The organism is Lysobacter sp. CA199 (assembly GCF_052078715.1).
Taxonomy (GTDB): domain Bacteria; phylum Pseudomonadota; class Gammaproteobacteria; order Xanthomonadales; family Xanthomonadaceae; genus Lysobacter.
In genome coordinates, this window is the sequence record NZ_JBQJIL010000002.1 from 382,532 (window position 1) to 406,017 (window position 23,486).

Genomic DNA, 23,486 nt, shown 5'->3' on the forward strand with positions numbered 1-23,486 from the left:
TGCGCGAGCTGCGACCGCGCCAATGAAACGACGACGCTGGTCCGAGCCGGCGCGGTTATCCGGCTTTCGCGGTCGCAGCTCGCGCAGCTCCTACAGGCGCTTTGCGAATTCATCGCATCGCGATGAGCCCCGGCAGCAGCGGTACAAGTCCCAACGCGGTATCGTTCCGCACCGCCCGACCCGCCCGTGCCCCGGACCCGCCCTATGTCGATCAGTTCCGCCTCGCCCGCCGCCGACTCCAGACTCGGCCATGCGCTGAAATCGCGCCAGTTGGTCATGATGGGGCTGGGCAGCGCGATCGGCGCCGGCCTGTTCCTCGGCTCCGGCGTGGGCGTGCAGACCGCCGGACCGGCGGTGCTGCTGTCGTATCTGATCGCCGGCGTGCTGGTGATCATCGTGATGCGCGCGCTCGGCGAGATGGCGGTGATGCGGCCGACCAGCGGCGCGTTCTCGGTCTATGCCGCCGATGCGATGGGCCCGACCGCCGGCGCGACCCTGGGCTGGCTGTGGTGGGTGCAGTTGGTGATCGTGATCGCCGCCGAATCGGTCGGCGCGGCCGGCCTGCTGGCGACGATCTGGCCGCAATTGCCGGTCGCGGCGATGTCGCTGGTGTTCATGTCCGTGTTCACCTGCGTCAACCTGCTCGGGGTCAAGAACTTCGGCGAGTTCGAATTCTGGTTCGCTATCCTCAAGGTCGCCGCGATCCTCGCCTTCATCGCCATCGGCGCGCTGTTGCTGCTGGGGCTGCTGCCCGAGGTGGCTTCGCCGGGCCTGGCCAATTTCACCGCCCACGGCGGCTTCGCGCCCAAGGGCTGGGGCGGCGTCGGCGCGGCCTTGCTGGTGGTGGTGTTCGCCTTCGGCGGCACCGAGATCGTGGCCATCGCCGCGGCCGAAACCCAGGATCCCGAGCGCAGCATCACCCGCGCGATCCGCACCGTGGCCTGGCGCATCCTGGTGTTCTACATCGGCTCGCTGGCGGTGATCATCGCGGTGGTGCCGTGGACCAGCGAGGCGCTGAAATCGCCGTTCGCCGCGGTGTTGGACGTGGCGCGCATTCCCGGGGCGAGCACGGCGATCACCTTGGTCGCGGTGATCGCCCTGCTGTCGGCGCTCAACGCCAATCTGTACGGCGCCTCGCGGATGATCTATTCGCTCGCCGAGCGCCGCGAAGCGCCGCGTTTTCTCGCCCATCTCAGCCGCAGCCGGGTGCCGGTCGCCGCGGTGCTGGCCAGCGTGGCGTTCGGTTTCATCGCCACCGCCCTGGAGCTGCTGTATCCGGAGAAGGTACTGCCGGCGCTGCTCAACGTGGTGGGTTCGACCTGTCTTTTGGTGTGGACCTTGTCGCTGGTGTCGCAACTGATCCTGCGCCGCCGCGCCGACCGCGCCGGCGTCGTGCTGCCGTTCAAGATGTGGGCCTTCCCGTACGTCACCTGGCTGGGCCTGGCGATCCTGGCGATGGTGTTCGTGCTGGCGCTGATGACCGAAGGCCCGCGCATGCAGCTGTTGTCGACCGCGGCGCTGACCCTGTGCATCGCCGCGATCAGCGAAGTCGCGCGGCGGATGCGCGCGCGCGACTGAACCCCGCGCCGGTTGCGGCCGGCACCGCTCAGGCCTGTTTGACCAGATGGTGGATCGCCAGCGGTCCGCCCGGAAACTGGTGCGCACGGCCGCCTTCGGCCAGACCGCCCAGATCGATCGCGAAGTAACCCGTGCGCTCCAGCAGCGCGGCGACCTCGGCCTTGGCCGCGGCATCGTCGCCGGACAGGAACAACACGCGTTGGCCACCGTTACCGCGCGGGTCGTCGCCGAGCACTTCGGCCAGCAGATGGTTCATCGCCTTGACCACGCGCGCGCCCGGAACCAGATCGGCGAACACTTCGCTGGAGGTGCGGCCGTGCAGATCGAAGGGCTTGAACTGCGGCGCCTCAATCGGGTTGTTGGCGTCGACCACGATGCGGCCGCGCCAGTCCAGACCGGCCAGGGCCTGGGGCAACTTGCTCCAGTTGATCGCGACGAAGACCAGATCGGCCTGCGCCACCTGTTCGGCCGTGGCCGCGCTGATGTTCGGCCCCAGTTCGGCAACCAGGCCGGCCAGCGATTGCGGGCGGCGGCGGTTGGCGATCTGGGCGGGAATGCCCGCGCGGGCCAGAGTGCGGGCGATGGCGCTGCCGATGTGACCAGCACCCAGGATGCCGATGCTCATGAGGTTTATCCTTCAAATTATTGATAATAATAACAAATTTCCCTTAACTTAAAGCCGTTTCGAGCCGGCCTGGGCGTTGTGCTGCGAACTATGCGCGCAGCACTTCGCCCGGATAAGCCAGTAATGGCTAGAATTAATTTCAAGCATCAGTTGAAGGCTGCAAGCGCGTGGAAAGCCTGGCCAATCTGGAATCCTTCGTCCGCAGCGCCGATCTGCGCGGTTTTTCCGCCGCCGCGCGCCAACTCGGCCTGACCCCGGCCGCGGTCAGCCGCAATGTCGCGGTGCTGGAACGCAATCTCGGTCTGCGCCTGTTTCAGCGCAGCACCCGCAAGCTCACGCTGACCGAATCGGGCGAGCGCTTTCTGGATTCGGTGCGCGAGCACGTCGACGCCTTGAACAGCGCGCTGAGCGTGGCCGCGGTGGAGCGCGCAGCGCCAGCCGGCACGCTTAAGATCAGCATGTCGCCCGGTTTCGGCATGGATTACGTGCTTCCACTGATGCCCGAGTTCCTTCGCCGCTATCCGCATATCCGCCTGGACTGGCTGCTGGAGAACCGCCAGGTCGATCTGATCGCGGAAGGCTTCGACGCCGCGATCGGCGGCGGGATCGAACTGGCCGCCGGGATGGTCGCGCGCCCGCTGGCGCCTCTGCACGTGATCGCGGTGGCCTCGCCCGCCTACCTGGACGGCCGGGCCTTGCCGGAAACTCCGGAGGATCTGGCCGCGCACGAGGGCATCGCGATGCGTTCGGCGCGCACCGGCCGGGTGCGTCACTGGAGCATGCGCGATGGCGCCGGCCGCGAAGCGCTGGCGCTCACCCGCGAACGGATCGTGCTCAACGATCCCGAAGCCATGTGCCGCGCGGCGCTGCACGGCCTTGGGGTGGCCCTGGTCGCGGTGCAGCACGCGCTGCCTTATCTGGACGACGGCCGCCTGGTGCGCCTGTTGCCGCAGTGGTACGCCGATCTGGGTTCGATCCATCTGTATTACGCCGGGCGCAGCCTGATGCCGGCCAAGACCCGGGCGTTCGTGGACTATCTGATCCAGGCCGCCGAACAGGCACGGCTGACGCAACGGCTGGCCGGGCGCGCCGCGGCCGGAGCGGCGGCATGAGTTCGCCCATCGGGTCCAGCGATTCCGCCGTGGCCGCCAACGACACCGGCGTGCGCATGGTCGGCGCGGTGTTGGTTCGCGACGGCCGCGTGCTGCTGGGCTTGCGCAACGCGCACAAGCGCCTGGCGCCGAATTGCTGGGACATCCTCGGCGGCCATGTCGAGGTCGGCGAAACCCTGATCCAGGCGCTGCTGCGTGAATTGCAGGAAGAAGCCGGCGTCGTCGCGACCGTCTACCGCCAACTCGGCGAGCCCCTGCCCTGGGCCGATGCGAGCCTGACCGTGTACCGCGTCGACGACTGGCAAGGCGAGCCGACCATGCTCGGCGACGAACACGTTCGGCTGCAGTGGTTCGAACCGGCGCAGGCGCTGGCGCTGCCGAACCTGGCCGACGGCCGCTTGATCGAGCTGATCGGCCGCTTGCGCGGCGATACGGGCTGAGCCGCGCTCAGCCGCTGGTGAACTGCTCGATCAGCATCCGCTCCTCGAGATTGTGCTCGGGGTCGAACAGCAAGGTGACCGTGCGGTCGCGCGACTCGCGGATCATCACCTCGACCACGTCGCGTACTTCATGCGAATCGGCGGTCGCGCTGACCGGCCGCTTGTACGGATCGAGCACGCGAAAGCGCACCTCGGTGTCGGCCTTGAGCAGCGCGCCGCGCCAGCGGCGCGGACGGAACGCGGCGATCGGGGTCAGCGCGATCACCGCCGAGCCCAGCGGCAGGATCGGCCCGTGCGCGGAGAAGTTGTAGGCGGTGCTGCCGGCCGGAGTGGCCACCAGTACGCCGTCGCAGATCAACTCGTCCAACCGGGTCTGGCCGTTGAGATCGATGCGAACGTGCGCGGCCTGGCGGGTCTGGCGCAGCAGCGAAACCTCGTTGTAGGCGAGCGAGCCGAAGGTCGCGCCCGATTCGGTCTGGGCCACCATTTCCAGCGGCCGCAACACCGCCGGCTCGGCGCTGGCGATGCGTGAGAGCAGATCGCCGGTGGCGTCCGCGTACTGGTTCATCAAAAAACCGACGGTGCCCAGCTTCATCCCGTATACGGGTTTGCCGAGCGCGCCGTGGCGGTGCAGGGTCTGCAGCATGAAACCGTCGCCGCCGAGCGCGACCAGCACGTCGGCGTCGTCGGGTTCGCGCTGGCCGTGCTGCGCGGACAAGGTGGCGAGCGCGCGTTGGGCGTCGTCGGTATGACTGGCGAGGAAGGCGATGCGTGGCGTCGCGGTCATCGGCGGCTCCGGAAGGATGCGCTCAGCATAACCCGGTCGCCGCGACGGAATGATTCACCAGGGCTCACCCGATTCGGCGATGATCCGCGGCCGTTTGCACGAGCGGCGCTCGCGATAGGCCGGCTACGGCGTGTCCTTCGTCGCAATTGCGGTGTCGCGGTCGCGGCTTGCGCCGCTCCTACGCAGTCGGATGGCGATGGCGGCTTGGGTAAGAGCAGCTGCCGCATCGGGCCGGACGGACGCGTCTCGACCCCGATGCCGCGGTCGCCGCAGGCGGATCAGGTCACCCGCTGCGTCACCTGGAAGGCCGCGCCGCCGCCCCACACCTCGACCCAGGGCTCGCTCTCTTCCAGGGTCCAGACCAGCAGCGGGCGTTCGCGGTTGGATTCCCAATCGCCGTCGGGCCACGGGAAGTGCCAGCCGCCGAGCACGGCGACGATGTCGTCGGCGTACATCGGACACTGATCCTGCCAGTGCCGCACATAGGCGTCATCGTCGTGGCCGTCTTCGAAGGCGTCCGGCGGCGGCAGCGACCGCGCCGGGTGCGCGAACAGCGGCTCGCCTTGTTGCCCGTCTATCCGCTGCAAGGCGTGCGGCAATACCGCCTGCGGGTCGTAGACGGCGAATCCCGACTCGCCGTCCTCTTCGTCGGTGTACACGCTGAGCACGCCGACATCCGGTCCCAAGCCTTCCGGCAGGAACCGGCAATCGATGCTCAACCAGTGACGATGGTTCGGATCCGGCGCGGTGACCACGCCCTCCCCGCCCCACAGCGCGGCGACGCTGTCGCCATCGCGCTTGAGCACCAGGCAGGGACGAGCCATGGCCTCGGCCTGCGCGATCAGTTTCGAGCTCTCCGATTGCGGCATGCGATTGGATCCTTGATCAGGTTGACGAGCGACAACGCGCGAATCCGATTCGTATCGCCTTTGTTCCCGCTTGTCGGGGGCGCGGCCTGCACCCGCGAAGGCGGACACGGGCCCGCGAAATGCAGCAACGAGGCGACTGCACCGCCTCGTGCCCTCACAACCGCCGCCCAGACCCGAACGCATGGCGTTCGGGCATCCGGCGACGCGCGAGCCGATGGCTCGCACGCCGCGTTGCCTCCCCCGCAAGCGGGAAAGGCTTACAGCGTACTCAGCCGCGCGCGGCCAACTGCGACAGACGCTGCACCGCGACCGAAGCGGTCGGGTAATCGAGCGTCTTCTGCGCCGCCAGTTCGGTCAGCATCGTCAGGGTGAAGCGCAGCGACTGGTCGTCGCGGCTCAGCCACTGCTGGACCTTCGCATCGGGGTTGGCGCCGGCCATGTTGAGCACCTGGCCGACCAGAATGCGCTGCTGGGTCGACAGTTCCTCGCGCAGCACGCCGCGCGCGACCGCATGCCAGCGGCCGTCGACGGTCAGCGCGTCGATCTGCTCCTGCAGCCACGGCAGACGCAACGCTTCGCCGAGGCGGAAGTGGACCTTGGCCACATCGACCGGCTTGAGCTTGCGCTCGCGCGCCAGCTCGATGATGTCGCAGCTCGGCTCCAGGTACGGCAACGCCGCCAGCTGCGCGGCCAGCGCTTCGGGCACGCCCTTGGCCTTCCAGTCGGCGAACGCGGCATCGTGCGCCGGGCGCTCGCCGTCGCCGAGAATGCCGTGGCCGGCGCGGATGTTCTTGAAGCCGTCGTGATAACGCTCCACCGCGGTGGTGATGTCGGGGATCGCACCCGGACGAGACAGCAGCCAACGGGTGAAGGAACGTTGCAGGTTCCAGATCACCTGCAGCGCGTCGATCTGGGTCGACTCGGCGACCTTGCCGTCGAGCGCGTCGATCTGCGTCCACAACTCGCGCGCGTCCAAGGTCTCGCGGGTGATGGTGAAGGCCTTGGCGACCTCGCCCGGGGTGCGGCCGCTGTCTTCCTGCATGCGCAACAGGAAGGTCGCGCCCATCCGGTTGATGGTCGAGTTGGTCACCGCGGTGGCGATGATTTCGCGCTTCAGGCGGTGGTTCTCCATCGCCTTGGCGTACTTGACCTGCAGCGGCTGCGGGAAGTAGCGCACCAGTTCCTTGGACAGGTACGGGTCTTCGGGCACGTCAGAATCCAGCATCTGCTGGAACGCCACCAGCTTGGAGTACGACAACAGCACCGACAGTTCAGGACGAGTCAGGCCCTGGCCGCGCGCCTTGCGCTCGGCGATTTCGGCATCGCTGGGCAGGAATTCGATCTGGCGATCGAGCAAGCCCTGCGATTCCAGGGTGCGGATGAAATGCTGCTTGGAACCCAGGCGCGACAGGCTCATCCGCTCCATCAGGCTGATCGCCTGGTTCTGGCGGTAGTTGTCGTTGAGCACCAGGTCGGCGACCTCATCGGTCATCGACGCCAGCAGCTTGTTGCGCTCGGGCAGCGTGAGCTTCTTCGCCTGGACCTGACCGTTGAGCAGGATCTTGATGTTGACCTCATGGTCCGAGGTGTCCACGCCGGCCGAGTTGTCGATGAAGTCGGTGTTGAGCAGCACGCCGTGCTGGGCGGCCTCGATGCGGCCGAGCTGGGTCAGGCCCAGGTTGCCGCCCTCGCCGACCATCTTGCAGCGCAGGTCGTTGCCGTTGACGCGCAGCGCGTTGTTGGCGCGATCGCCGACATCGCTGTTGCTCTCGCTGCTGGACTTGACGTAGGTGCCGATGCCGCCGTTCCACAGCAGATCGACCGGCGCCTTGAGGATCGCGCTCATCAGCTCGACCGGGCTCATCGCCGTGGCGTTGCCTTCGATGCCGAGCGCGGTCTTGATCTCCGGCGACAGCGGAATCGACTTGGCCGAACGCGGGTACACGCCGCCGCCCTTGCTGATCAGCGCTTTGTTGTAGTCGTCCCAGCTCGAACGCGGCAGCTTGAACATGCGGTCGCGTTCTTTGAACGTCTTGGCCGCGTCCGGGTTCGGGTCCAGGAAGATGTGGCGGTGGTCGAACGCGGCCAGCAAGCGGATGTGCTCGCTCAGCAGCATGCCGTTGCCGAACACGTCGCCGGACATGTCGCCGATGCCGACCGTGCTGAAATCTTGAGTCTGGCTGTCGCGGCCGATGCTGCGGAAGTGGCGCTTGACCGACTCCCACGCGCCCTTGGCGGTGATGCCCATGCCCTTGTGGTCGTAACCGACCGAACCGCCCGAGGCGAAGGCGTCGTCGAGCCAGAACTTGTGCTCGGCGGCGATGCCGTTGGCGATGTCGGAGAAGGTCGCGGTGCCCTTGTCGGCGGCGACGACCAAGTAGGGATCGTCGTTATCGTGGCGCACGACATTCTTCGGCGCGACGATTTTCCCATCGACGATGTTGTCGGTGATATCGAGCAACCCGTTGATGAACATCTTGTAGCAGGCGATGCCCTCGGCCAGCACCGCGTCGCGGTCGCCGCCGACCGGCGAACGCTTGGCGAAGAAGCCGCCCTTCGAACCGACCGGCACGATCACGGTGTTTTTGACCATCTGCGCCTTGACCAGGCCCAGCACCTCGGTGCGGAAGTCTTCGCGGCGATCGGACCAGCGCAGACCGCCGCGCGCGACCGGACCGAAGCGCAGGTGCACACCTTCCACGCGCGGGCCGTAGACGAAGATTTCGCGGTACGGACGCGGCTTGGGCAGATCCGGCACCTGCGCCGAATCGAACTTGTAGCTGACGTAGCCGCGGTCGGACCCGTTGGCGGTGGTCTGGTAATAGCTGGTGCGCAAGGTCGCGTTGATCACGCCGATGAAGCTGCGCAGGATGCGGTCCTCATCGAGGCTGGAGACGCGGTCGAGCAGCGCCTTGATCGATTCGACCGTGGCCTGGGCCTGCTGATCGCGCTTGCAGTTGCGCGCTTCGATCACCGGCTTGAGCGCGGCCATGACCGCGGCATCGCCGCCGGACAGCGTGTCGAACTGCTGGACCAGGCGCTCCTGGCCGGCCTTGATCTCGTCCTTGCTTTCGCTGCCGGTGCACGGGTCGAAGCGGGCTTCGAACAATTCCACCAGCAGGCGCGCCAGCAGCGGATAGCGGCTGAAGGTTTCCTCGACGTAGCTCTGCGAGAACGGCACGCCGACCTGCAGCAGATACTTGCAGTAGGCGCGCAGCATGGCGACCTGGCGCCAGGACAGATTGGCGGTGAGGATCAGGCGGTTGAAGCCGTCGTTCTCGGCGTTGCCGCGCCAGATCTGGGCGAAGGCTTCCTCGAAATTCTCGTCGAGGCGGTCGACGTCGATGTCGTTGTTGGCGGTCTCGACTTCGAAGTCCTGGATGTAGACCGGCTGGTTGTCGACATTCAAGCGATACGGGTGTTCGGAGATCACCCTCAGGCCCATGTTCTCCATCATCGGCAGCGCGTCCGACAGCGGAATGTCGTCGAGCTGGCGATAGAACTTGAAGCGCAGGCCGCCCTCGCCCTGCCGGGTGCGGCACAGGCTCAGGCGCAGATCGTCCGGACCGCTCAAGGCCGCCAGATGCGCGATATCCTGCGCGGCCACGCCCGCCGACACTTCATCGATATAGCCCGGCGGCAAGGCGCGACCGTAGCGATTGGCCAGGGCCAGGCCCTGTTGCTCGCCGTTGTTGCGCACCAGCGCTTCGCGCAGGTCGTCCTGGCGGTTGCGCACGATATCGGCCAGTTCGGCCTCGATCGCGGCATTGTCGATGACGCGGGTGCCGTTCTGAGCGCCATCGCCCGACTTCGGACGCACGATCAGATGCAGCTGCGCCAGCGGCGATTCGCCGATGTGCACGGTGGTGTCGATGTGCTCGCCGTGCAGCTTGTCCTTGAGCATCGCTTCCACGCGCAGGCGCACGTCGGTGTTGAAGCGCTCGCGCGGGATGTAGACCAGGCCGGAGTAGTAACGGCCGTAGCGGTCGCGACGCAGGAACAGCTTGCTGCGCACGCGCTCCTGCAGGCCGAGGATGCCCGAGGTGGTCTTGAGCAGTTCGTCCTCGCTGGACTGGAACAGCTCGTCGCGCGGCAGGGTTTCCAGCACGTGGCGCAGGGCCTTGCCGCTGTGGCTGTCGGGCGCCAGGCCGGACTGCTGCATCACATAGGCGTGGCGCTGGCGCACCAGCGGAATGTCCCACGGACGGCGGTTGTAGGCGCTGGAGGTGTACAGACCGAGGAAACGCTTCTCGGCGGTCGGTCGGCCCTGGGCGTCGAAGCTCAGCACGCCGATGTAGTCCATGTAGCCGGGACGGTGCACCGTGGAACGCGCATTGGTCTTGGTCAGGATCAGCGCGTCGACCGAACCGGACTGCGGCATGTAATGCGCCGCCAGCGAGGCCAGCGGACGCGGCTTGCCGGTGTCCTTGCCGCGCAGCAGGCCCAGGCCGCTGTCCTTGATCGCGCGCAGTACCTCCTGCCCGCCGAGCTTGACCACCTCGTATTCGCGGTAACCCAGGAAGGTGAAGTGGTTCTCCGCGGCCCAATGCAGGAACGCCTGCGCCTCGCGCTTGCCTTCCTCGTTGATCGGCATGATCTCGCCGCTCAGACCGTCGGCGACCTGATTCATCTTGTCGCGCATCTGCGACCAGTCGCGCACGATCGCGCGCACGTCGGCCAGCACCACTTCCAGCGCCTGCTTGATCTTGGCCGCCGACTCGGTGGTCTGCCGGTCGATTTCCAGGTGCATCAGCGATTCGGCCACGCCCTGCCCGACCGCCAGCAGCTTGCCGGCCTTGTCGCGCTGGAAGGTCACCACCGGATGGCCGAGCACGTGCACGCCGATGCCTTGATCGGCCAGCGCCATGGTCACCGAATCGACCAGGAACGGCATGTCGTCGTTGGCGATCTGCAGCACGGTGTGCGGCGATTCCCAGCCATGAGACTTCAGCGTGGGGTTGAAAAGGCGCACCAGCGCCGACCCTTGCTTGCGATCGCGCGCATAGTCGAGGAAATCCGCCGCCAACGCCGCCCAACCGTCGGGCTGATGCTGCGGCAGCTCATCCAGGCTCATGCGCTTATAGAAGGTCTGGGCGAAGGCCTCGGCCTCGGTGTGGCGCGCCTTGGGCAGGCGCTTGCGCATCGCCGCGATGATCGGCTCCAGATTCACCGCCTGCGCATCGACCGGCGGTGCGGACTGGTTCTTGGCGGTCGACGCGGGCGCGGCCTTCTTGACCGAAGCCGACGGACTCGCCGCGGCAGCCGTCTTCTTGACCGGGGCTTGCTTGGCCGATGCCTGTTTCGCGGCCGGTTTGGCGGCAGCGCGTTTGGCCGGTTCGGGCTTGGAAGCTTTGGGTTTCTTGCTCATGGGAACGTTTGAGATCCGGATGGAATGAGGCCAAGAGACGAGGCTGGCGCAGGAGGTCTGCTTGAAAATCGGATGTCGGCGAAGAAAACCGAACTACCGCGCCAGGCTCTGACTCGATCGTAGATCAATGAACAGAGCGTTTACGTTTGACGGCGGTATCGGCGCTTGGGCGGCGCCGTAATCGAGCGCCGCCCAGGCGCGGCCGCGCGCGGTGAGGCGCGAGCCGTATGCGAAGGCGTCTTGCGAAGCGCGCAAGCCGACACCGCCGTCCTTGGGACAGGCGGTGAGGCTGGACGAGCCGAAATATTTCATCGGGATGGATTCAGCGCAGACCGGTTTCGTTGCGGGCGATGACCAGACGCTGGATCTCGCTGGTGCCTTCGTAGATTTCGGTGATCTTGGCGTCGCGGAAGTACCGTTCCAACGGCATTTCCTTGGAATAGCCCATGCCGCCGTGGATCTGCACAGCCTGATGGGCGATCCACATCGCCGCTTCCGACGCGGTGAGCTTGGCGATCGCCGCCTCGTTGCTGAAACGGCCGCCGTGCTTCTCGGTCTGGCCCTTCTGCCAGGCCGCGCGCAAGGTCAGCAGCAGAGCCGCGTCGAGCTTGCACTTCATGTCGGCGATCTTGGCCTGGGTCATCTGGAACGCGCCGATCGGCTGGCCGAAGGCCTTGCGCTCGCGCACGTAGGCCAGGGTCGCTTCATAGGCGGCGCGGGCGATGCCGATGGCCTGCGAAGCGATGCCGATGCGGCCGGCGTCGAGCACACCCATGGCGATCTTGAACCCGTGACCCTCGTCGCCGAGCACGTCGTCTGCGGCGGCGACGTAGTCCTCGAATTCGATCTCGCAGGTCGCCGAGGCGCGAATGCCGAGCTTGGGCTCGGTCTTGCCGCGGTGGAAACCGGGCTTGGCCGTGTCGATCATGAACGCGGTGATGCCGCGCGCGCCCTTGTCCGGGTCGGTCATCGCGAACAGCACGATGTACTTGGCGACCGGGCCGGACGTAATCCAGCTCTTCTTGCCGTTGATCAGGAACGTGCCGTCGGCCTGCTTGATCGCCTTGCAGCGCATGGCCGTGGCATCGGAACCGGACTGCGGCTCGGTCAGGGCGAAGGCGCCGATCTCGCGGCCTTCGGCGATCGCGCGCACGTACAACTGCTTCTGCGCCTCGCTGCCGAACTTGAGAATGCCGTTGCAGAACAGCGAATTGTTGACCGACACGATGGTCGAATGGGCGGCGTCGCCGGCGGCGATTTCGACCATCGCCAGCACGTAGGAGATCGGGTCCATGCCCGCGCCGCCGTACTCGGCCGGCACCTCGATGCCCATCAGGCCGTTCTCGCCGAGGGTGCGGATGTTGGCGAGCGGGAATTCGCCGGTGTGATCGTGGTGCTCGGCGCTGGGAGCAATTACTTCCTGGGCGATACGGCGCGCCACGTCCTGGATCATCAACTGCTCTTCGGTAAAGCCAAAATCCACGTCGGCACCTCTTCGTGTGGTGATTGCTGGTCGTAATTGCGTCTTGAACGGTCCGGCCCGCGCCGTCGCCACAGGGGCGCCAAGGCGGTATCACCGGGCCGTCTCAAGGCCCGCAACCCATTCGTCGAGTCGCGAATGCGAATTGTAGCCGCGCGCGCCGAATAACCCCACCCATCGGCCTGCCCCGATCTGGCGTTACGCCGGGGCGCTTTCGGTCCGTAACGGATGTGCTGCATTGCCGCACGACTTGACCTGCACGCCCGCCGCCACCACACTTATCGCTATATCGCGATACGTTGATGGAAGCCGGGATCAGGGATTAGAGATTCGGGATTGGCCAAGCCTCCCGGCCTTCGCTCTTTCCAATCCCGAATCCCGAATCCCCAATCCCAAGGCAACCCATGGATCTCGAAGGCTGGTCATCCCGTTTGAAAGTGTTCGCCGACGCCACCCGTGTGCGTCTGCTGACCCTGCTCGAGCGCGAGGAGCTGACCGTGGCCGAACTTTCGGCGATCACTCGCCTGGCCCAGCCGCGCGTGTCCACCCATCTGTCCAAGCTCAAGGAGGCCGGGCTGGTGCGCGACCGCCGCGCCGGGGTCTCGGCGTATTACCGTTTCGATGACGGCTCGCTCGACCAGGCCCAGCGGGCGCTGTGGCAGACCCTGAGCACCGGCAGCGACGACCCGCTGCTGCGCCAGGACGCCGAGCGGGTGACCGCGGTGCTGGCGATGCGCGCCTCCGACCAGAACTGGGCCGATTCGGTGGCCGGCGACATGGAACGCCATTACTCGCCCGGCCGAACCTGGGAAGCCCTGGCGCGTTCGGCGTTGCCCTTGCTGCAGCCCGGCGACGTGCTCGACATCGCCTCCGGCGACGGCGTGCTGGCCGAACTGCTGGCCCCGCACTCGCACCGCTACATCTGCCTGGACGCCAGCACCAAGGTCGTCGCCGCCGCGTCCGAGCGGCTGCGCAAGCTCAAGAACGTGGAAGTGCGCGAAGGCGACATGCACGCGCTGCCGTTCGACAGCGAAACCTTCGATCTGGTCGTGCTGATGCACGCCCTCACCTACGCCGAACACCCGGCCCAGGCCGTGGTCGAGGCCGCGCGGGTGTTGCGCCCGGGCGGCCGCTTGCTGCTGACCAGCCTGGCCAAGCACGAACATCGCGGCGCGGTCGAAGCCTTCGGCCACGTCAACCTGGGCTTCGCCGAGAAAGACCTGCAGAAGTTCGCGACCAAGGCCGGCTTCGACATCGTCAGCTGCGAGACGGTGACCCGCGAACGCCGCCCGCCGCATTTCGAAGTGATCGCGCTGATGGCGCGCAAGCCCGGCGGCGAGCCGGCGCGCAAACCGGCGAAGAAGTGAGGAACCGACCATGAAGCAGTTACCGTGGATCAACCCCGAGCGCGCGCAAGCGCTGCAAGACGGGCTCGCCCAACGCATCCTGATCATGGACGGCGCGATGGGCACGATGATCCAGCAGCATTCGCTGGAGGAAGCCGACTATCGCGGCGAACGCTTCGCGCAAGGCTACGACCGGCTGTACGCGCCGCGCGACGAGCACGGCGGCGAACACGCGCACAGGGAAGGCTGCGGCTGCTCGCACGACCAGCGCGGCAATAACGACCTGCTGACCCTGACCCGGCCCGACATCATCGGCGGCATCCACGCCGAGTACCTCGCCGCCGGCGCCGACCTGATCGAAACCAATACCTTCAACTCGACCACCATCTCGCTGACCGATTACGGCCTGGAGCATCTGGCGCGCGAACTCAACGAGGAAGGCGCGCGCCTGGCGCGCAAGGCCTGCGACGAAGCCGAAGCGCGCGATGCCGCACAAGGCCGGAGCAAGCCGCGCTACGTGATCGGCGTGCTCGGCCCGACCAGCCGCACCGCCTCGCTGAGCCCGGACGTGAACCGCCCCGGCTACCGCGCGATCACCTTCGACGAGTTGCGCATCGCTTACCGCCAAGCCACCGACGGCCTGATCGACGGCGGCGCCGACGTGATCATGGTCGAGACCATCTTCGACACGCTCAACGCCAAGGCCGCGCTGTTCGCGATCGAGGAAGCCTTCGACGCGCGCGGCGCGCGCTTGCCGGTGATGATCTCCGGCACCATCACCGACGCCTCCGGCCGCACCTTGTCGGGACAGACCGCGGAGGCGTTCTGGTATTCGGTACGACACAACCAGCCGATCGCGGTCGGCCTGAACTGCGCACTCGGCGCCAAGGATCTGCGCGTGCACATCGACGTGCTGGCGCAGATCGCCGACGCCAATATCAGCACTCACCCCAACGCCGGCCTGCCCAATGCCTTCGGCGGCTACGACGAGACTCCGGAAGACATGGCCGAGGTGCTGGGCGAGTTCGCCCGAGCCGGCCTGCTCAATCTGGTCGGCGGCTGCTGCGGAACGACGCCTGCGCATATCGCCGCGATCGCCGCGGTGGTCGAGGGCGTGGCGCCGCGGCAGCCGTTGCAACTGGTCGATGCGGCGGCGTGAGGCTTCCCTCTCCGCCGTCGCCACCTTCCTATCGTCATTCCCGCGAACGCGGGAATCCAGTGTCTTTAATCGTATCGGCACGAAAGTCGCTGGATTCCCGCGTTCGCGGGAATGACGAACAAAAAGCAAATACAGACCACTTGAAGCAATGACCGCCACCCTTCCCCGCCAAACCCGCCTCAGCGGCCTCGAACCGCTGCAGATCACGCCGGAAAGCAACTTCGTCAACGTCGGCGAGCGCACCAACGTCACCGGCAGCGCGCAGTTCAAGAAACTGATCATGGAAAGCCGTTACGACGAAGCCATCGTCGTCGCGCGCCAACAGGTCGAGAACGGCGCCCAGGTGCTCGACGTCAACATGGACGAAGGCATGCTCGATTCCGAGCTGGCCATGGTCACCTACCTCAACCTGATCGCGGCCGAGCCCGATATCGCCCGCATCCCGGTGATGGTCGACAGCTCCAAGTGGACGGTGATCGAGGCCGGCCTGAAATGCCTGCAGGGCAAGGGCATCGTCAACTCGATCTCGATGAAGGAAGGCGAAGCCGAGTTCCTGCGCCAGGCGCGGCTGGTGCGGCGCTACGGCGCGGCCGTGGTGGTGATGGCTTTCGACGAGGTCGGCCAGGCCGACACCATCGATCGCAAGGTCGACATCTGCTCGCGCGCCTACAAGCTGCTGACGGAAGAAATCGGCTTTCCGCCGGAAGACATCATCTTCGACCCGAACGTGTTCGCCATCGCCACCGGAATCGAGGAACACAACAATTACGCGGTCGATTTCATCGAGGCCGCGCGCGAACTCAAGCGGCGTTTTCCGTTCAGCCATATCTCCGGCGGCGTATCCAACGTCTCGTTCTCGTTCCGCGGCAACGAACTCGTGCGCCAGGCCATCCACGTGGTGTTCCTGTACTACGCGATCAAGGCCGGCATGGACATGGGCATCGTCAACGCCGGTGGCCTGCCGCTGTACGACGATCTGGACCCGGACCTGCGTGAACGGGTCGAGGACGTGGTGCTCAACCGCCGCGCTGACGGCACCGAACGCCTGCTCGAAATCGCCGACCGATTCAAGGGCAAGAAAGGCGAGAAGAAAGTCGAAGACCTGCGCTGGCGCGACAAGCCGGTGCGCGACCGCCTGAGCCACGCACTGGTCTATGGCATCGACCAGTGGATCGAGGAAGACACCGAAGCCGCACGCGCCGAGTCCACGCGTCCGCTGGACGTGATCGAAGGCCCGCTGATGTCGGGCATGAACGTGGTCGGCGATCTGTTCGGCGCCGGCAAGATGTTCCTGCCGCAGGTGGTCAAATCCGCGCGGGTGATGAAGAAAGCCGTCGCCTATCTGCTGCCCTACATCGAAGCCGAAAAGCTGCGCACCGGCGATGTCGGCAAGTCCAACGGCAAGATCGTCATGGCCACGGTCAAGGGCGACGTGCACGACATCGGCAAGAACATCGTCGGCGTGGTGCTGGCCTGCAACAACTTCGACGTGGTCGATCTGGGCGTGATGGTGCCGGCGCAGACGATCCTGGACCGCGCCCGCGCCGAGAACGCCGACCTGATCGGCCTGTCCGGCCTGATCACGCCTTCGCTGGAAGAAATGAGCCACGTCGCCCGCGAGATGCAGCGCCAGGGCTTCACCATGCCCCTGCTGATCGGCGGCGCGACCACTTCGCGCGCGCACACCGCGCTGAAGATCGACCCGCATTACAAGGCGCCGACGATCTGGGTCAAGGACGCCTCGCGCGCGGTCGGCGTCGCCCAGTCGCTGATCTCGATCGAGCTGCGCGAGCCTTTCGTCGCGGCCAATGCCTCGGACTACGCCGAGATCCGCGAGCGTCACAAGAACCGCGGCGACGGCAAGCGTCTGGTGTCGCTGGAAAAGGCGCGCGGCCAGCGTTTCGACGGCGGCTGGAACGACTACGTCCCGCCCACGCCGCTGCAGCCGGGCCTGCACGTGTTCGACGACTACGCGCTGGCCGAACTGGTCGAGTACATCGACTGGACCCCGTTCTTCAATACCTGGGAACTGGCCGGTCGCTATCCGGCGATCCTCACCGACGAAATCGTCGGCACTCAGGCCAGCGAGCTCTACCGCGACGCGCGCAAGATGCTCAAGCAACTGGTCGATGGAAAGTGGATCCGGGCCAAGGCGGTGTTCGGCCTGTGGCCGGCGAATTCGGTCGGCGACGATGTCGACGTCCAGGTTGAACTCCCTCTCCCGCCTGCGGGAGAGGGCTCGCAGGACATCGCGGCTGGCGCGCCCCCATCCCAGCCTTCCGCCGCAAGCGGGGGAAAGAGCCAAACGGTACGCCTGCACTTCCTGCGCCAACAAGCCGACAAACCCGCCGACCGGCCCGACTTCTGCCTCGCCGATTTCATCGCGCCGAAGGATTCGGGCCGCCAGGACTGGATCGGCGGCTTCGCCGTCACCGCCGGCATCGGCATCGAGCCGCACGTGGCGCGTTTCGAAGCCGATCACGACGACTACAACTCGATCATGGTCAAGGCGCTGGCCGACCGCCTCGCCGAGGCCCTGGCCGAACGCCTGCACCAGCGCGTGCGCAAGGAATTCTGGGGTTACGGCAGCGACGAAACCCTCAACAACGACGCGCTGATCGACGAAGGTTACCGCGGCATCCGTCCGGCCCCGGGTTACCCGGCCTGCCCGGAGCACAGCGAGAAGGCCACGCTGTTCCGGATGCTCGACGCGACCCGCCACACCACCCTGGAACTCACCGAAAGCTTCGCCATGTACCCGGCTGCCGCGGTCTCGGGCTATTACTTCAGCCATCCGGGTAGCCAGTACTTCGTGGTCGGCCGGGTCAACAAGGAACAAGTCGAGGACTATGCCCGCCGCAAGGGCGTGAGCCTGATTCAGGCCGAACGCTGGCTGGCCTCGAATCTGGATTACGATCCCGAATGAGCGCGTCGCGGGCCCCGGGGCTCGCGATGCGCGGTTCGCCCGCCGCCTCGCCGCGGCGAGCCCAACCCGGCCGCTCCAGATCGAGTGGACCTGCCCAGGCGCTGTACGCACGAGAGCTGCACGGATGAGCGAAATCCTCCTGCCCGAAGACATCGCCGACGAAGAGTCCTCCGACCCGCGCGGCAACGCCGCCTTCATCGAAAAGCACGCCGCGCCGGGCCGTATCGGCCTGTGCGGCGGCCGCGACTTCATCAACAAACTGATCCGCAAGGCGCAATCGCCGCTGACCGTGGACGGCCATCGCAGCCTGTGGTCGCACGCGTTCTTGTTCAGCGAACGGCGCATCGACGGACACTGGTGGGTGATCGAATCCGACCTGGACCTGCGTTACAAGCAGATCCGCCTGGGCGTGCAGGAGAACCGGGTCGAGCGTTACTACGATGCGCAGGCGTTTCCGAACATCGCGATCCTGGATTTCGAACTGAGCGAGGAACAACTGCGCAAGGTCCAGATCGCCGGGCTGGATCTGTTGGCGGGATTGTCGAGTTATTCGATCAGCGAACTGGTCGGCACCTTGATGGCCATGCACAGCCGCCGTCTGCGCAAGCGCAGCAATCTGTTGGCCAAGGAAGGCGCGCTGTATTGCTCGGCGCTGGTGCAGCACTGCTATCACGCCGCCGATATCGAGTTCCTGCCCGGCGTTCCGGGCAAGAACATCGCCCCGCACGACATCGACGAATCGCCGCTGCCGCATCGCACCCATCGCATCATTCGCGATCTGGGTGTGTCGAGCGTGCGCGAGCTGAGCCACCGTTCGCACGAATGGATCGGCGAAGTGTTCGATTGATCTGGCGACAATGCGCTGCGGCGATGTGGCGCGCTCGACGCAGCACCGCCCCTCAATACGAAGCGCCTATCAGTACGATCAGCTTGATCGATGCTATCTGATACTCGTCTGATAGATATGAAAGTCGCGCAAGACGCTAATTGGATCCGAGCTTCGCTCGCTGCGATCGATGCAGCAGACCTCTCCCTTCCAATCGAGTTCACGTCATGCCCTTCCATATGTATCGCAGCGACAACCGCCCGCCGCAGACCATCGCCACCGATGGTTTCCAGGCGCGGATGCCACTGGATGAAGACACCGCGCGCCAGCTCGTCAGGCGTAGCCTGATCGACCCGCACGCCCCGCTGCAATTACCGGACGCGCGCGACAGCGCCATCGTCGGTTACTTCCAACGCACTCAGGCCAATCCGACTCTGGTCGGTTTGCCGGCGCTGTACGCCGAGTTCCGTCGCGAGACCAGCGCCAGCACCATGCACGTGTCGACGTCGCCCGACATCGGCGTGGGCGGAATCCTCAATCGCAGCAACATGTATCGGATCGAAGTGCCGAACGGGCGCTTGTATGCGTGGCAGACCACGGCGGCGACCCGGTTGGCCACGACCCCGCTGGAAATCACCCGTCTGGATCAGGCCCATCCGGCCGCCGATCCGAAAACCGGCGTGCCTTCCACCAAGCCGGTGCTGTTGACCGACACCGACAGCATCGACACCGCCCGCCTGTTCGCAATTTCCAGCCCGGCCGGCGACGGCGAAGTCGCCTTCCTCACCAGCGTGCCGAAAGAATGGATCACCCAGACCCGCAGCCTGGAAAACAAGGGCCCGTGGCAGCCGATGCCCAACGCTCACGCGCAGGCACCGGCGAACCGCGGTACCGCGCCGGTGGCGCCACCCCAGCCGCCGCCGGCCGCAGGGCCGCATCGCAGGCATCCTCGGCGCCCAACGTCGCATCGACGGTGCACAGCGCGCCGGCCCCACAGTCGCAGTCGCAAGCTTCGGCGATCGCGTCCTCCGCGTCGCCGCACCCGAGTAATGCGCATCCCTACGCACATCCGGGTCACGACAACCATGCGATGTACCGGCAGGCGCTCGGTCATCTGGAAGGCTTGTCGCAGACCGCACACGCGCAGCTGTCAGAACGCGCGCGCAGCGCCGCCGGCCTGACCGATGCCGCGCTCATCGCCACGCCTCCATTGAATCGTATCGACTCGGTCGCGGCCGGCCTCAATGGGGGCCTGTTCGCGATTCAGGGCAACGCAAGCGATCCGACCAGCCTGCGCGCGCACTTCGATCCGCGGACGCCAGCGCGTAATGCCACCGCGCCTTCGTCCGAAACCACTTCGGTCCGCGCGCCCGCGCCCGAAACTGCCGCGTCGCAGAACTCGGTCAGCGTGCTGCGGCAGATGTTCGAACAGCCGCAGGAGCCTTCCGGCCCGTCGGGCGGCGGTCCGCGCCGGTAAGCGTACTTCCGCCACCGCGACTGCGCCTATCGCGGTCGCGAAGTGCCTGCATCGATGCGTCGCGGGTGGTTTCGACCGCGCCAACGCGCCGATCAAGCGTCACTATTGAGTCGACGACGGCTCAAGCGTCACTATTGAGTCGACGACGGCCGCACCGGCGTAGCCGAGTCAATCTTCGCCGTCGTCCACGCTCGCCGTCGCGCTCTGCGTGTCGGCGATCCACGCGCGGGTCTGAGTCAACATCTCCCGCGACAACGCAGGATCGTCGCTGAGCCGCGCCAGGATCACCGCGCCGACCATCGCCGACCATTGACCGATCGCCTGACGTCGCCGCTGCGCTTCGTCGTTGCCGGGAATGCGTGCGGCCATGCGCCGCAGTTGTTCGCCCAGGCCGGCGGTCATCGCCGCCCGCGCCTGCGGCGACTGACGGATCGATTCGGCGCCCAGACCCGCGGTCGGACAGCCGCCGGCCAGATCCTCGCAGTGCGCCGACGACAAATAGCCGTCTACGAATTCGGCCGGATCCTCGGCGGTGCCGGTGTGGACGAGCACGTGCGCCAGGGTCTGCGCGATCAGATCGTCCTTGGACTGGAAATGGCCGTAGAACGCGCCATGGGTCAGCCCGGCGGCCTTCATCACTTCGGCCACGGTGACCGCGTCGAAACCACGCGCGCGGAACAGCCGGCCGGCCTCGTCGAGGATCCGGCGGCGGTTTTCGCCGACCTGCTCGCGGCTGACTTTCATCGGGTAACCCTCCTTTCGGGTGCTTGACATCTTACATGATGGCAATCATGATAACTCAAACATGATATTCATCATGAATATCTCGTTACCTTCCCCGACCCGAGGTTCACCGCCATGTCCGCCCTTCCTTCCGTTCTGATTACCGGCGCTTCCACCGGCATCGGCGCCGTCTATGCCGACCGCTTCGCCCGCCGCGGCCACGATCTGGTTCTGGTCGCACGCGACCAAGCCCGCCTCGACGCCCTGGCCGCGCGTCTGCGCAGCGATTACGGCGTTGCCGTGGACGTGCTGCCGACCGATCTCACCGACACCGCGGCGCTTGCGCGGGTCGAAACCCGCCTGCGCGAGGACGCCCGGATCGGCGTGCTGATCAACAACGCCGGCGCCGCCGGGGTCGGCGGCTTCCTCGATCAGTCCCCGGATCAGGTCGCGCAATTGATCGGCCTCAACACCACCGCCCTGGCCCGGCTCGCCTCGGCGGTCGCGCCGCGTCTGGCCGCGTCCGGCGGCGGCAGCATCGTCAATATCGGCTCGGTGGTCGGCCTGGCGCCGGAACTGGGCATGACCGTGTACGGCGCGACCAAGGCCTTCGTGCTGTTCCTGAGCCAAGGCCTGCAGCTCGAACTCGGCCCCAAGGGCGTATACGTGCAGGCGGTACTGCCGGCGGCCACCCGCACCGAGATCTGGGAGCGCTCAGAACGCGACATCAACGCACTGCCGGCGGTCATGGAGGTCGGCGATCTGGTCGATGCCGCACTGGCCGGTTACGACCGCCGCGAAACGATCACCATCCCGCCGCTGCACGACACCGGTCAGTGGGAAACGTTCGAGGCAGCGCGCCAGGCGATGCTGCCTCACTACATGCAAGCCCTGCCCGCGCCGCGTTACCGCGCCGCCGCCTGAGCGGCACACCCGGGATCGGTCCGGTCCCGGCACCGGCGTCCTATCGCCAGACAGTACGCAATGGTATGTTTTGCCGATTCCCGAGCGGCGGCCGTTTTCGACCGCCGCCCTCCCCAGACACGGCCCGCATGCCTGACCTTCTGTTGTTCTCACACGCCAACGGTTTCCCCGCGCCGGTCTACGGGGTGATGCTCGACGCGCTGGCCGCGCGCTTCCGGATCGAACGGCCGGAACGGATCGGCCACGATCCGCGTTATCCGGTCACCCTGGACTGGCCGCATCTGGTCGAGGAACTCGCCGCGCGGGTCGAATCCGCCGCCGGCGACGCACCCAGTATCTGGCTGGTCGGCCATTCGCTCGGCGGTTATCTGAGCCTGTTGGCGGCCCATCGCCTGGCCGACTCGGCGATCGCTTCGCGCCTGGCCGGGGTGGTGATGCTCGACTCGCCGTTGATCGCCGGCTGGCGCGCGCATCTGGTCTCGATCGGACGCCGCACCGGCCTGGACAATCTGGTCATGCCGACCCGCGCGACCCTGCAACGGCGCAAGCACTGGCCCGACCGCGCCGCGGTGCGCGCGCATTTCCTGGCCAAGCCGACGTTCGCGCGCTGGGATGCGCGGGTGCTAGACGATTACGTCGAACACGGCACGCACGCGGCCGCCGACGGCGCGCGCGAACTGGCCTTCGACCGCGATATCGAATACAGGATCTACCGCAGTCTGCCGACCACCTCGCTGAGCGGGCTGACGCCGCGCTTGCGGGTGCCGGTCGGTTTCCTCGCCGGTACCCATTCGCGCGAACTGCGCAGCGCCGGTTCGGCCGCGACCCGCCGGCTGGTCGGCGAGCGCTGGACCTGGATCGAGGGCGGGCATCTGTTCCCGATGGAACGCCCGCTGGACACCGCACGCGCGATCGAAGCGATGATCGACGCGATCGCGCCGAGGCTGTCGCAGGACGCCGGACCGGCCGAGTTGGCGCGCGCGGTCGGCGCCTGATCGGCGGCACGCACGCGTGCGCGCCGACCATTCAACGCTTACCAGACCAGATCGTCGGGCACCTGATATTGCGGATCGGCGTAAGGGTCTTCCTCGGCGGTCGCGTTCGGATCGACCTTGAGCGCCACCGCGGGCGCGAACACCGCTTCGGCCTGCTCCAGCATCGCCGCGGTCACCAGCACGTAGCGGCCTTCCAACTGGACCACGCCGAGTTCGCCGGCATTGAGCTGCTTGAGCTGCTCGGCGGTCACGTAGACGCGCTTGATCTTGCCGCCGTAGGGAAAATGCCGGGCGATCTCGGCATCGGCGACGTTCAGGCCCTGGTCCTTGAGCAGTTCGGCGAGCCTGGCGCGCGCCTCGCGGCGCAGGCGCGCCTCTTCCTGCTTGGCCTGTTCGGCGGCGATGCGTTCGTCTTTCTCGCGTTGCGCGCGGATCGCATAGGCCTTGGCCAGATCGATGTCCTCGCGCGTGCGCGGCTTGCCCGACTGGGCCGGCCGGCCCTGCCCCGGCTTGCCGCCGCGATCGGCGCGGCCTTGATCGGTGCGGCCTGGATTGGCGCGGCCTTGATCGGCGCGAACCTGATCGGAACGGTTCGGGTCGGACGGCTTTTGGCCGGGCCGGGCATGCGCGGCCCGGCCCGGGCGATGTTCGCCGGGCTTGCGCGCATCGCCGCGGTTGGCGCCTTCAGCGCGCGGTTGCGGTTTGCCGTCGCCGCGGCCGGCGCCGCGGCTTTCACCGGGCTTGTTGTGGCCGCCACGGCGGTCGTCGGCACGGCGTTCGGTACGTTCGGGCTTGGGTGCGGGCTTGAAGCCCAGACCCAGCAATTGGTCGCGGAGAGTGTCGCTCATTGC

The 23,486-nt window shown here is 66.8% G+C and carries 18 protein-coding genes; 11 read left to right on the forward strand and 7 right to left on the reverse strand.

Annotation, left to right across the window (positions count from 1 at the left end):
* Positions 1–204: 204 nt before the first annotated feature.
* Entirely contained in the window at positions 205–1,578 is a 1,374-nt protein-coding gene (locus ACTOWJ_RS04385) for an amino acid permease (protein ID WP_441333375.1), read from the forward strand.
* 28 nt (positions 1,579–1,606) lie between these two features.
* Here the strand turns inward: ACTOWJ_RS04385 and ACTOWJ_RS04390 are convergent, their stop codons facing one another.
* Entirely contained in the window at positions 1,607–2,203 is a 597-nt protein-coding gene (locus tag ACTOWJ_RS04390; RefSeq protein ID WP_441333376.1) for an NADPH-dependent F420 reductase, read from the reverse strand.
* Between the two features lie 167 nt (positions 2,204–2,370).
* Here ACTOWJ_RS04390 and ACTOWJ_RS04395 point away from each other — a divergent pair, with 167 nt between their 5' ends.
* Both ACTOWJ_RS04395 and ACTOWJ_RS04400 read left to right on the forward strand, forming a co-directional pair.
* On the forward strand, positions 2,371–3,315 hold the full coding sequence (locus tag ACTOWJ_RS04395) for a LysR family transcriptional regulator (protein WP_441333377.1): 945 nt from the start codon (positions 2,371–2,373) through the stop codon (positions 3,313–3,315).
* Entirely contained in the window at positions 3,312–3,755 is a 444-nt protein-coding gene (locus ACTOWJ_RS04400; protein ID WP_441333378.1) for an NUDIX domain-containing protein, read from the forward strand. The genes ACTOWJ_RS04395 and ACTOWJ_RS04400 overlap by 4 nt, the downstream gene beginning before the upstream one ends.
* Positions 3,756–3,762: 7 nt before the next feature.
* Here the strand turns inward: ACTOWJ_RS04400 and ACTOWJ_RS04405 are convergent, their stop codons facing one another.
* The 4 genes from ACTOWJ_RS04405 to ACTOWJ_RS04420 form a co-directional block, all read right to left on the reverse strand.
* Positions 3,763–4,542, reverse strand: a complete 780-nt coding sequence (locus tag ACTOWJ_RS04405; RefSeq protein WP_441333379.1) for an NAD kinase — start codon at positions 4,540–4,542, stop codon at positions 3,763–3,765.
* A 278-nt stretch (positions 4,543–4,820) separates the two neighbouring features.
* Positions 4,821–5,411 carry a hypothetical protein gene (locus tag ACTOWJ_RS04410; RefSeq protein WP_441333380.1) on the reverse strand — a complete coding sequence of 197 codons (591 nt, stop codon included), beginning with the start codon at positions 5,409–5,411 and terminating at the stop codon, positions 4,821–4,823.
* A 268-nt stretch (positions 5,412–5,679) separates the two neighbouring features.
* Complete coding sequence (locus tag ACTOWJ_RS04415) at positions 5,680–10,779, reverse strand: NAD-glutamate dehydrogenase (RefSeq protein WP_441333381.1); 5,100 nt, start codon at positions 10,777–10,779, stop codon at positions 5,680–5,682.
* Between the two features lie 322 nt (positions 10,780–11,101).
* On the reverse strand, positions 11,102–12,286 hold the full coding sequence (locus ACTOWJ_RS04420) for an acyl-CoA dehydrogenase family protein (RefSeq protein WP_441333493.1): 1,185 nt from the start codon (positions 12,284–12,286) through the stop codon (positions 11,102–11,104).
* 377 nt (positions 12,287–12,663) lie between these two features.
* Here ACTOWJ_RS04420 and ACTOWJ_RS04425 point away from each other — a divergent pair, with 377 nt between their 5' ends.
* The 6 genes from ACTOWJ_RS04425 (at position 12,664) to ACTOWJ_RS04450 (ending at position 19,993) form a co-directional block, all read left to right on the forward strand.
* Positions 12,664–13,626, forward strand: coding sequence for an ArsR/SmtB family transcription factor (locus tag ACTOWJ_RS04425; RefSeq protein ID WP_441333382.1), 963 nt, complete (start codon positions 12,664–12,666; stop codon positions 13,624–13,626).
* A 10-nt stretch (positions 13,627–13,636) separates the two neighbouring features.
* Positions 13,637–14,764, forward strand: coding sequence for a homocysteine S-methyltransferase family protein (locus ACTOWJ_RS04430; protein WP_441333383.1), 1,128 nt, complete (start codon positions 13,637–13,639; stop codon positions 14,762–14,764).
* A 148-nt stretch (positions 14,765–14,912) separates the two neighbouring features.
* A complete protein-coding gene (gene metH / locus ACTOWJ_RS04435; protein ID WP_441333384.1) occupies positions 14,913–17,690 on the forward strand; it encodes a methionine synthase in 2,778 nt (925 codons plus the stop codon).
* A gap of 124 nt (positions 17,691–17,814) precedes the next feature.
* Positions 17,815–18,537 carry a hypothetical protein gene (locus ACTOWJ_RS04440; RefSeq protein ID WP_441333385.1) on the forward strand — a complete coding sequence of 241 codons (723 nt, stop codon included), beginning with the start codon at positions 17,815–17,817 and terminating at the stop codon, positions 18,535–18,537.
* A 206-nt stretch (positions 18,538–18,743) separates the two neighbouring features.
* Positions 18,744–19,697 (forward strand): hypothetical protein, encoded by a 954-nt coding sequence (locus ACTOWJ_RS04445; protein WP_441333386.1) that lies wholly within the window; start codon positions 18,744–18,746, stop codon positions 19,695–19,697.
* Positions 19,607–19,993, forward strand: coding sequence for an XVIPCD domain-containing protein (locus ACTOWJ_RS04450; protein WP_441333387.1), 387 nt, complete (start codon positions 19,607–19,609; stop codon positions 19,991–19,993). Before ACTOWJ_RS04445 ends, ACTOWJ_RS04450 begins: the two co-directional genes overlap by 91 nt.
* 168 nt (positions 19,994–20,161) lie before the next feature.
* Here the strand turns inward: ACTOWJ_RS04450 and ACTOWJ_RS04455 are convergent, their stop codons facing one another.
* Positions 20,162–20,737, reverse strand: coding sequence for a TetR/AcrR family transcriptional regulator (locus ACTOWJ_RS04455; protein WP_441333388.1), 576 nt, complete (start codon positions 20,735–20,737; stop codon positions 20,162–20,164).
* 114 nt (positions 20,738–20,851) lie between these two features.
* Between ACTOWJ_RS04455 and ACTOWJ_RS04460 the strand changes: the two genes are divergently transcribed.
* Together ACTOWJ_RS04460 and ACTOWJ_RS04465 are read left to right on the forward strand one after the other, a co-directional pair.
* Entirely contained in the window at positions 20,852–21,640 is a 789-nt protein-coding gene (locus tag ACTOWJ_RS04460; protein WP_441333389.1) for an SDR family NAD(P)-dependent oxidoreductase, read from the forward strand.
* A gap of 128 nt (positions 21,641–21,768) precedes the next feature.
* The gene (locus ACTOWJ_RS04465) at positions 21,769–22,635 is read left to right on the forward strand and encodes an alpha/beta fold hydrolase (RefSeq protein WP_441333390.1); all 867 of its coding nucleotides are present in this window, start codon (positions 21,769–21,771) and stop codon (positions 22,633–22,635) included.
* Between the two features lie 38 nt (positions 22,636–22,673).
* Here ACTOWJ_RS04465 and ACTOWJ_RS04470 read toward each other — a convergent pair whose 3' ends face one another.
* A complete protein-coding gene (locus tag ACTOWJ_RS04470) occupies positions 22,674–23,483 on the reverse strand; it encodes a DUF2058 family protein (protein WP_441333391.1) in 810 nt (269 codons plus the stop codon).
* Between the last annotated feature and the right edge of the window lie 3 nt (positions 23,484–23,486).

Coding starts and splice junctions, on each gene's coding strand:
- ACTOWJ_RS04465 (WP_441333390.1), top strand. CDS start 21,769: ATGCCTGACCTTCTGTTGTTCTCACACGCCAACGGTTTCCCCGCGCCG.
- metH (WP_441333384.1), top strand. CDS start 14,913: ATGACCGCCACCCTTCCCCGCCAAACCCGCCTCAGCGGCCTCGAACCG.
- ACTOWJ_RS04445 (WP_441333386.1), top strand. CDS start 18,744: ATGCCCTTCCATATGTATCGCAGCGACAACCGCCCGCCGCAGACCATC.
- ACTOWJ_RS04405 (WP_441333379.1), bottom strand. CDS start 4,542: ATGACCGCGACGCCACGCATCGCCTTCCTCGCCAGTCATACCGACGAC.
- ACTOWJ_RS04430 (WP_441333383.1), top strand. CDS start 13,637: ATGAAGCAGTTACCGTGGATCAACCCCGAGCGCGCGCAAGCGCTGCAA.
- ACTOWJ_RS04460 (WP_441333389.1), top strand. CDS start 20,852: ATGTCCGCCCTTCCTTCCGTTCTGATTACCGGCGCTTCCACCGGCATC.
- ACTOWJ_RS04415 (WP_441333381.1), bottom strand. CDS start 10,779: ATGAGCAAGAAACCCAAAGCTTCCAAGCCCGAACCGGCCAAACGCGCT.
- ACTOWJ_RS04470 (WP_441333391.1), bottom strand. CDS start 23,483: ATGAGCGACACTCTCCGCGACCAATTGCTGGGTCTGGGCTTCAAGCCC.
- ACTOWJ_RS04410 (WP_441333380.1), bottom strand. CDS start 5,411: ATGCCGCAATCGGAGAGCTCGAAACTGATCGCGCAGGCCGAGGCCATG.
- ACTOWJ_RS04450 (WP_441333387.1), top strand. CDS start 19,607: ATGTACCGGCAGGCGCTCGGTCATCTGGAAGGCTTGTCGCAGACCGCA.
- ACTOWJ_RS04425 (WP_441333382.1), top strand. CDS start 12,664: ATGGATCTCGAAGGCTGGTCATCCCGTTTGAAAGTGTTCGCCGACGCC.
- ACTOWJ_RS04400 (WP_441333378.1), top strand. CDS start 3,312: ATGAGTTCGCCCATCGGGTCCAGCGATTCCGCCGTGGCCGCCAACGAC.
- ACTOWJ_RS04455 (WP_441333388.1), bottom strand. CDS start 20,737: ATGAAAGTCAGCCGCGAGCAGGTCGGCGAAAACCGCCGCCGGATCCTC.
- ACTOWJ_RS04440 (WP_441333385.1), top strand. CDS start 17,815: ATGAGCGAAATCCTCCTGCCCGAAGACATCGCCGACGAAGAGTCCTCC.
- ACTOWJ_RS04390 (WP_441333376.1), bottom strand. CDS start 2,203: ATGAGCATCGGCATCCTGGGTGCTGGTCACATCGGCAGCGCCATCGCC.
- ACTOWJ_RS04385 (WP_441333375.1), top strand. CDS start 205: ATGTCGATCAGTTCCGCCTCGCCCGCCGCCGACTCCAGACTCGGCCAT.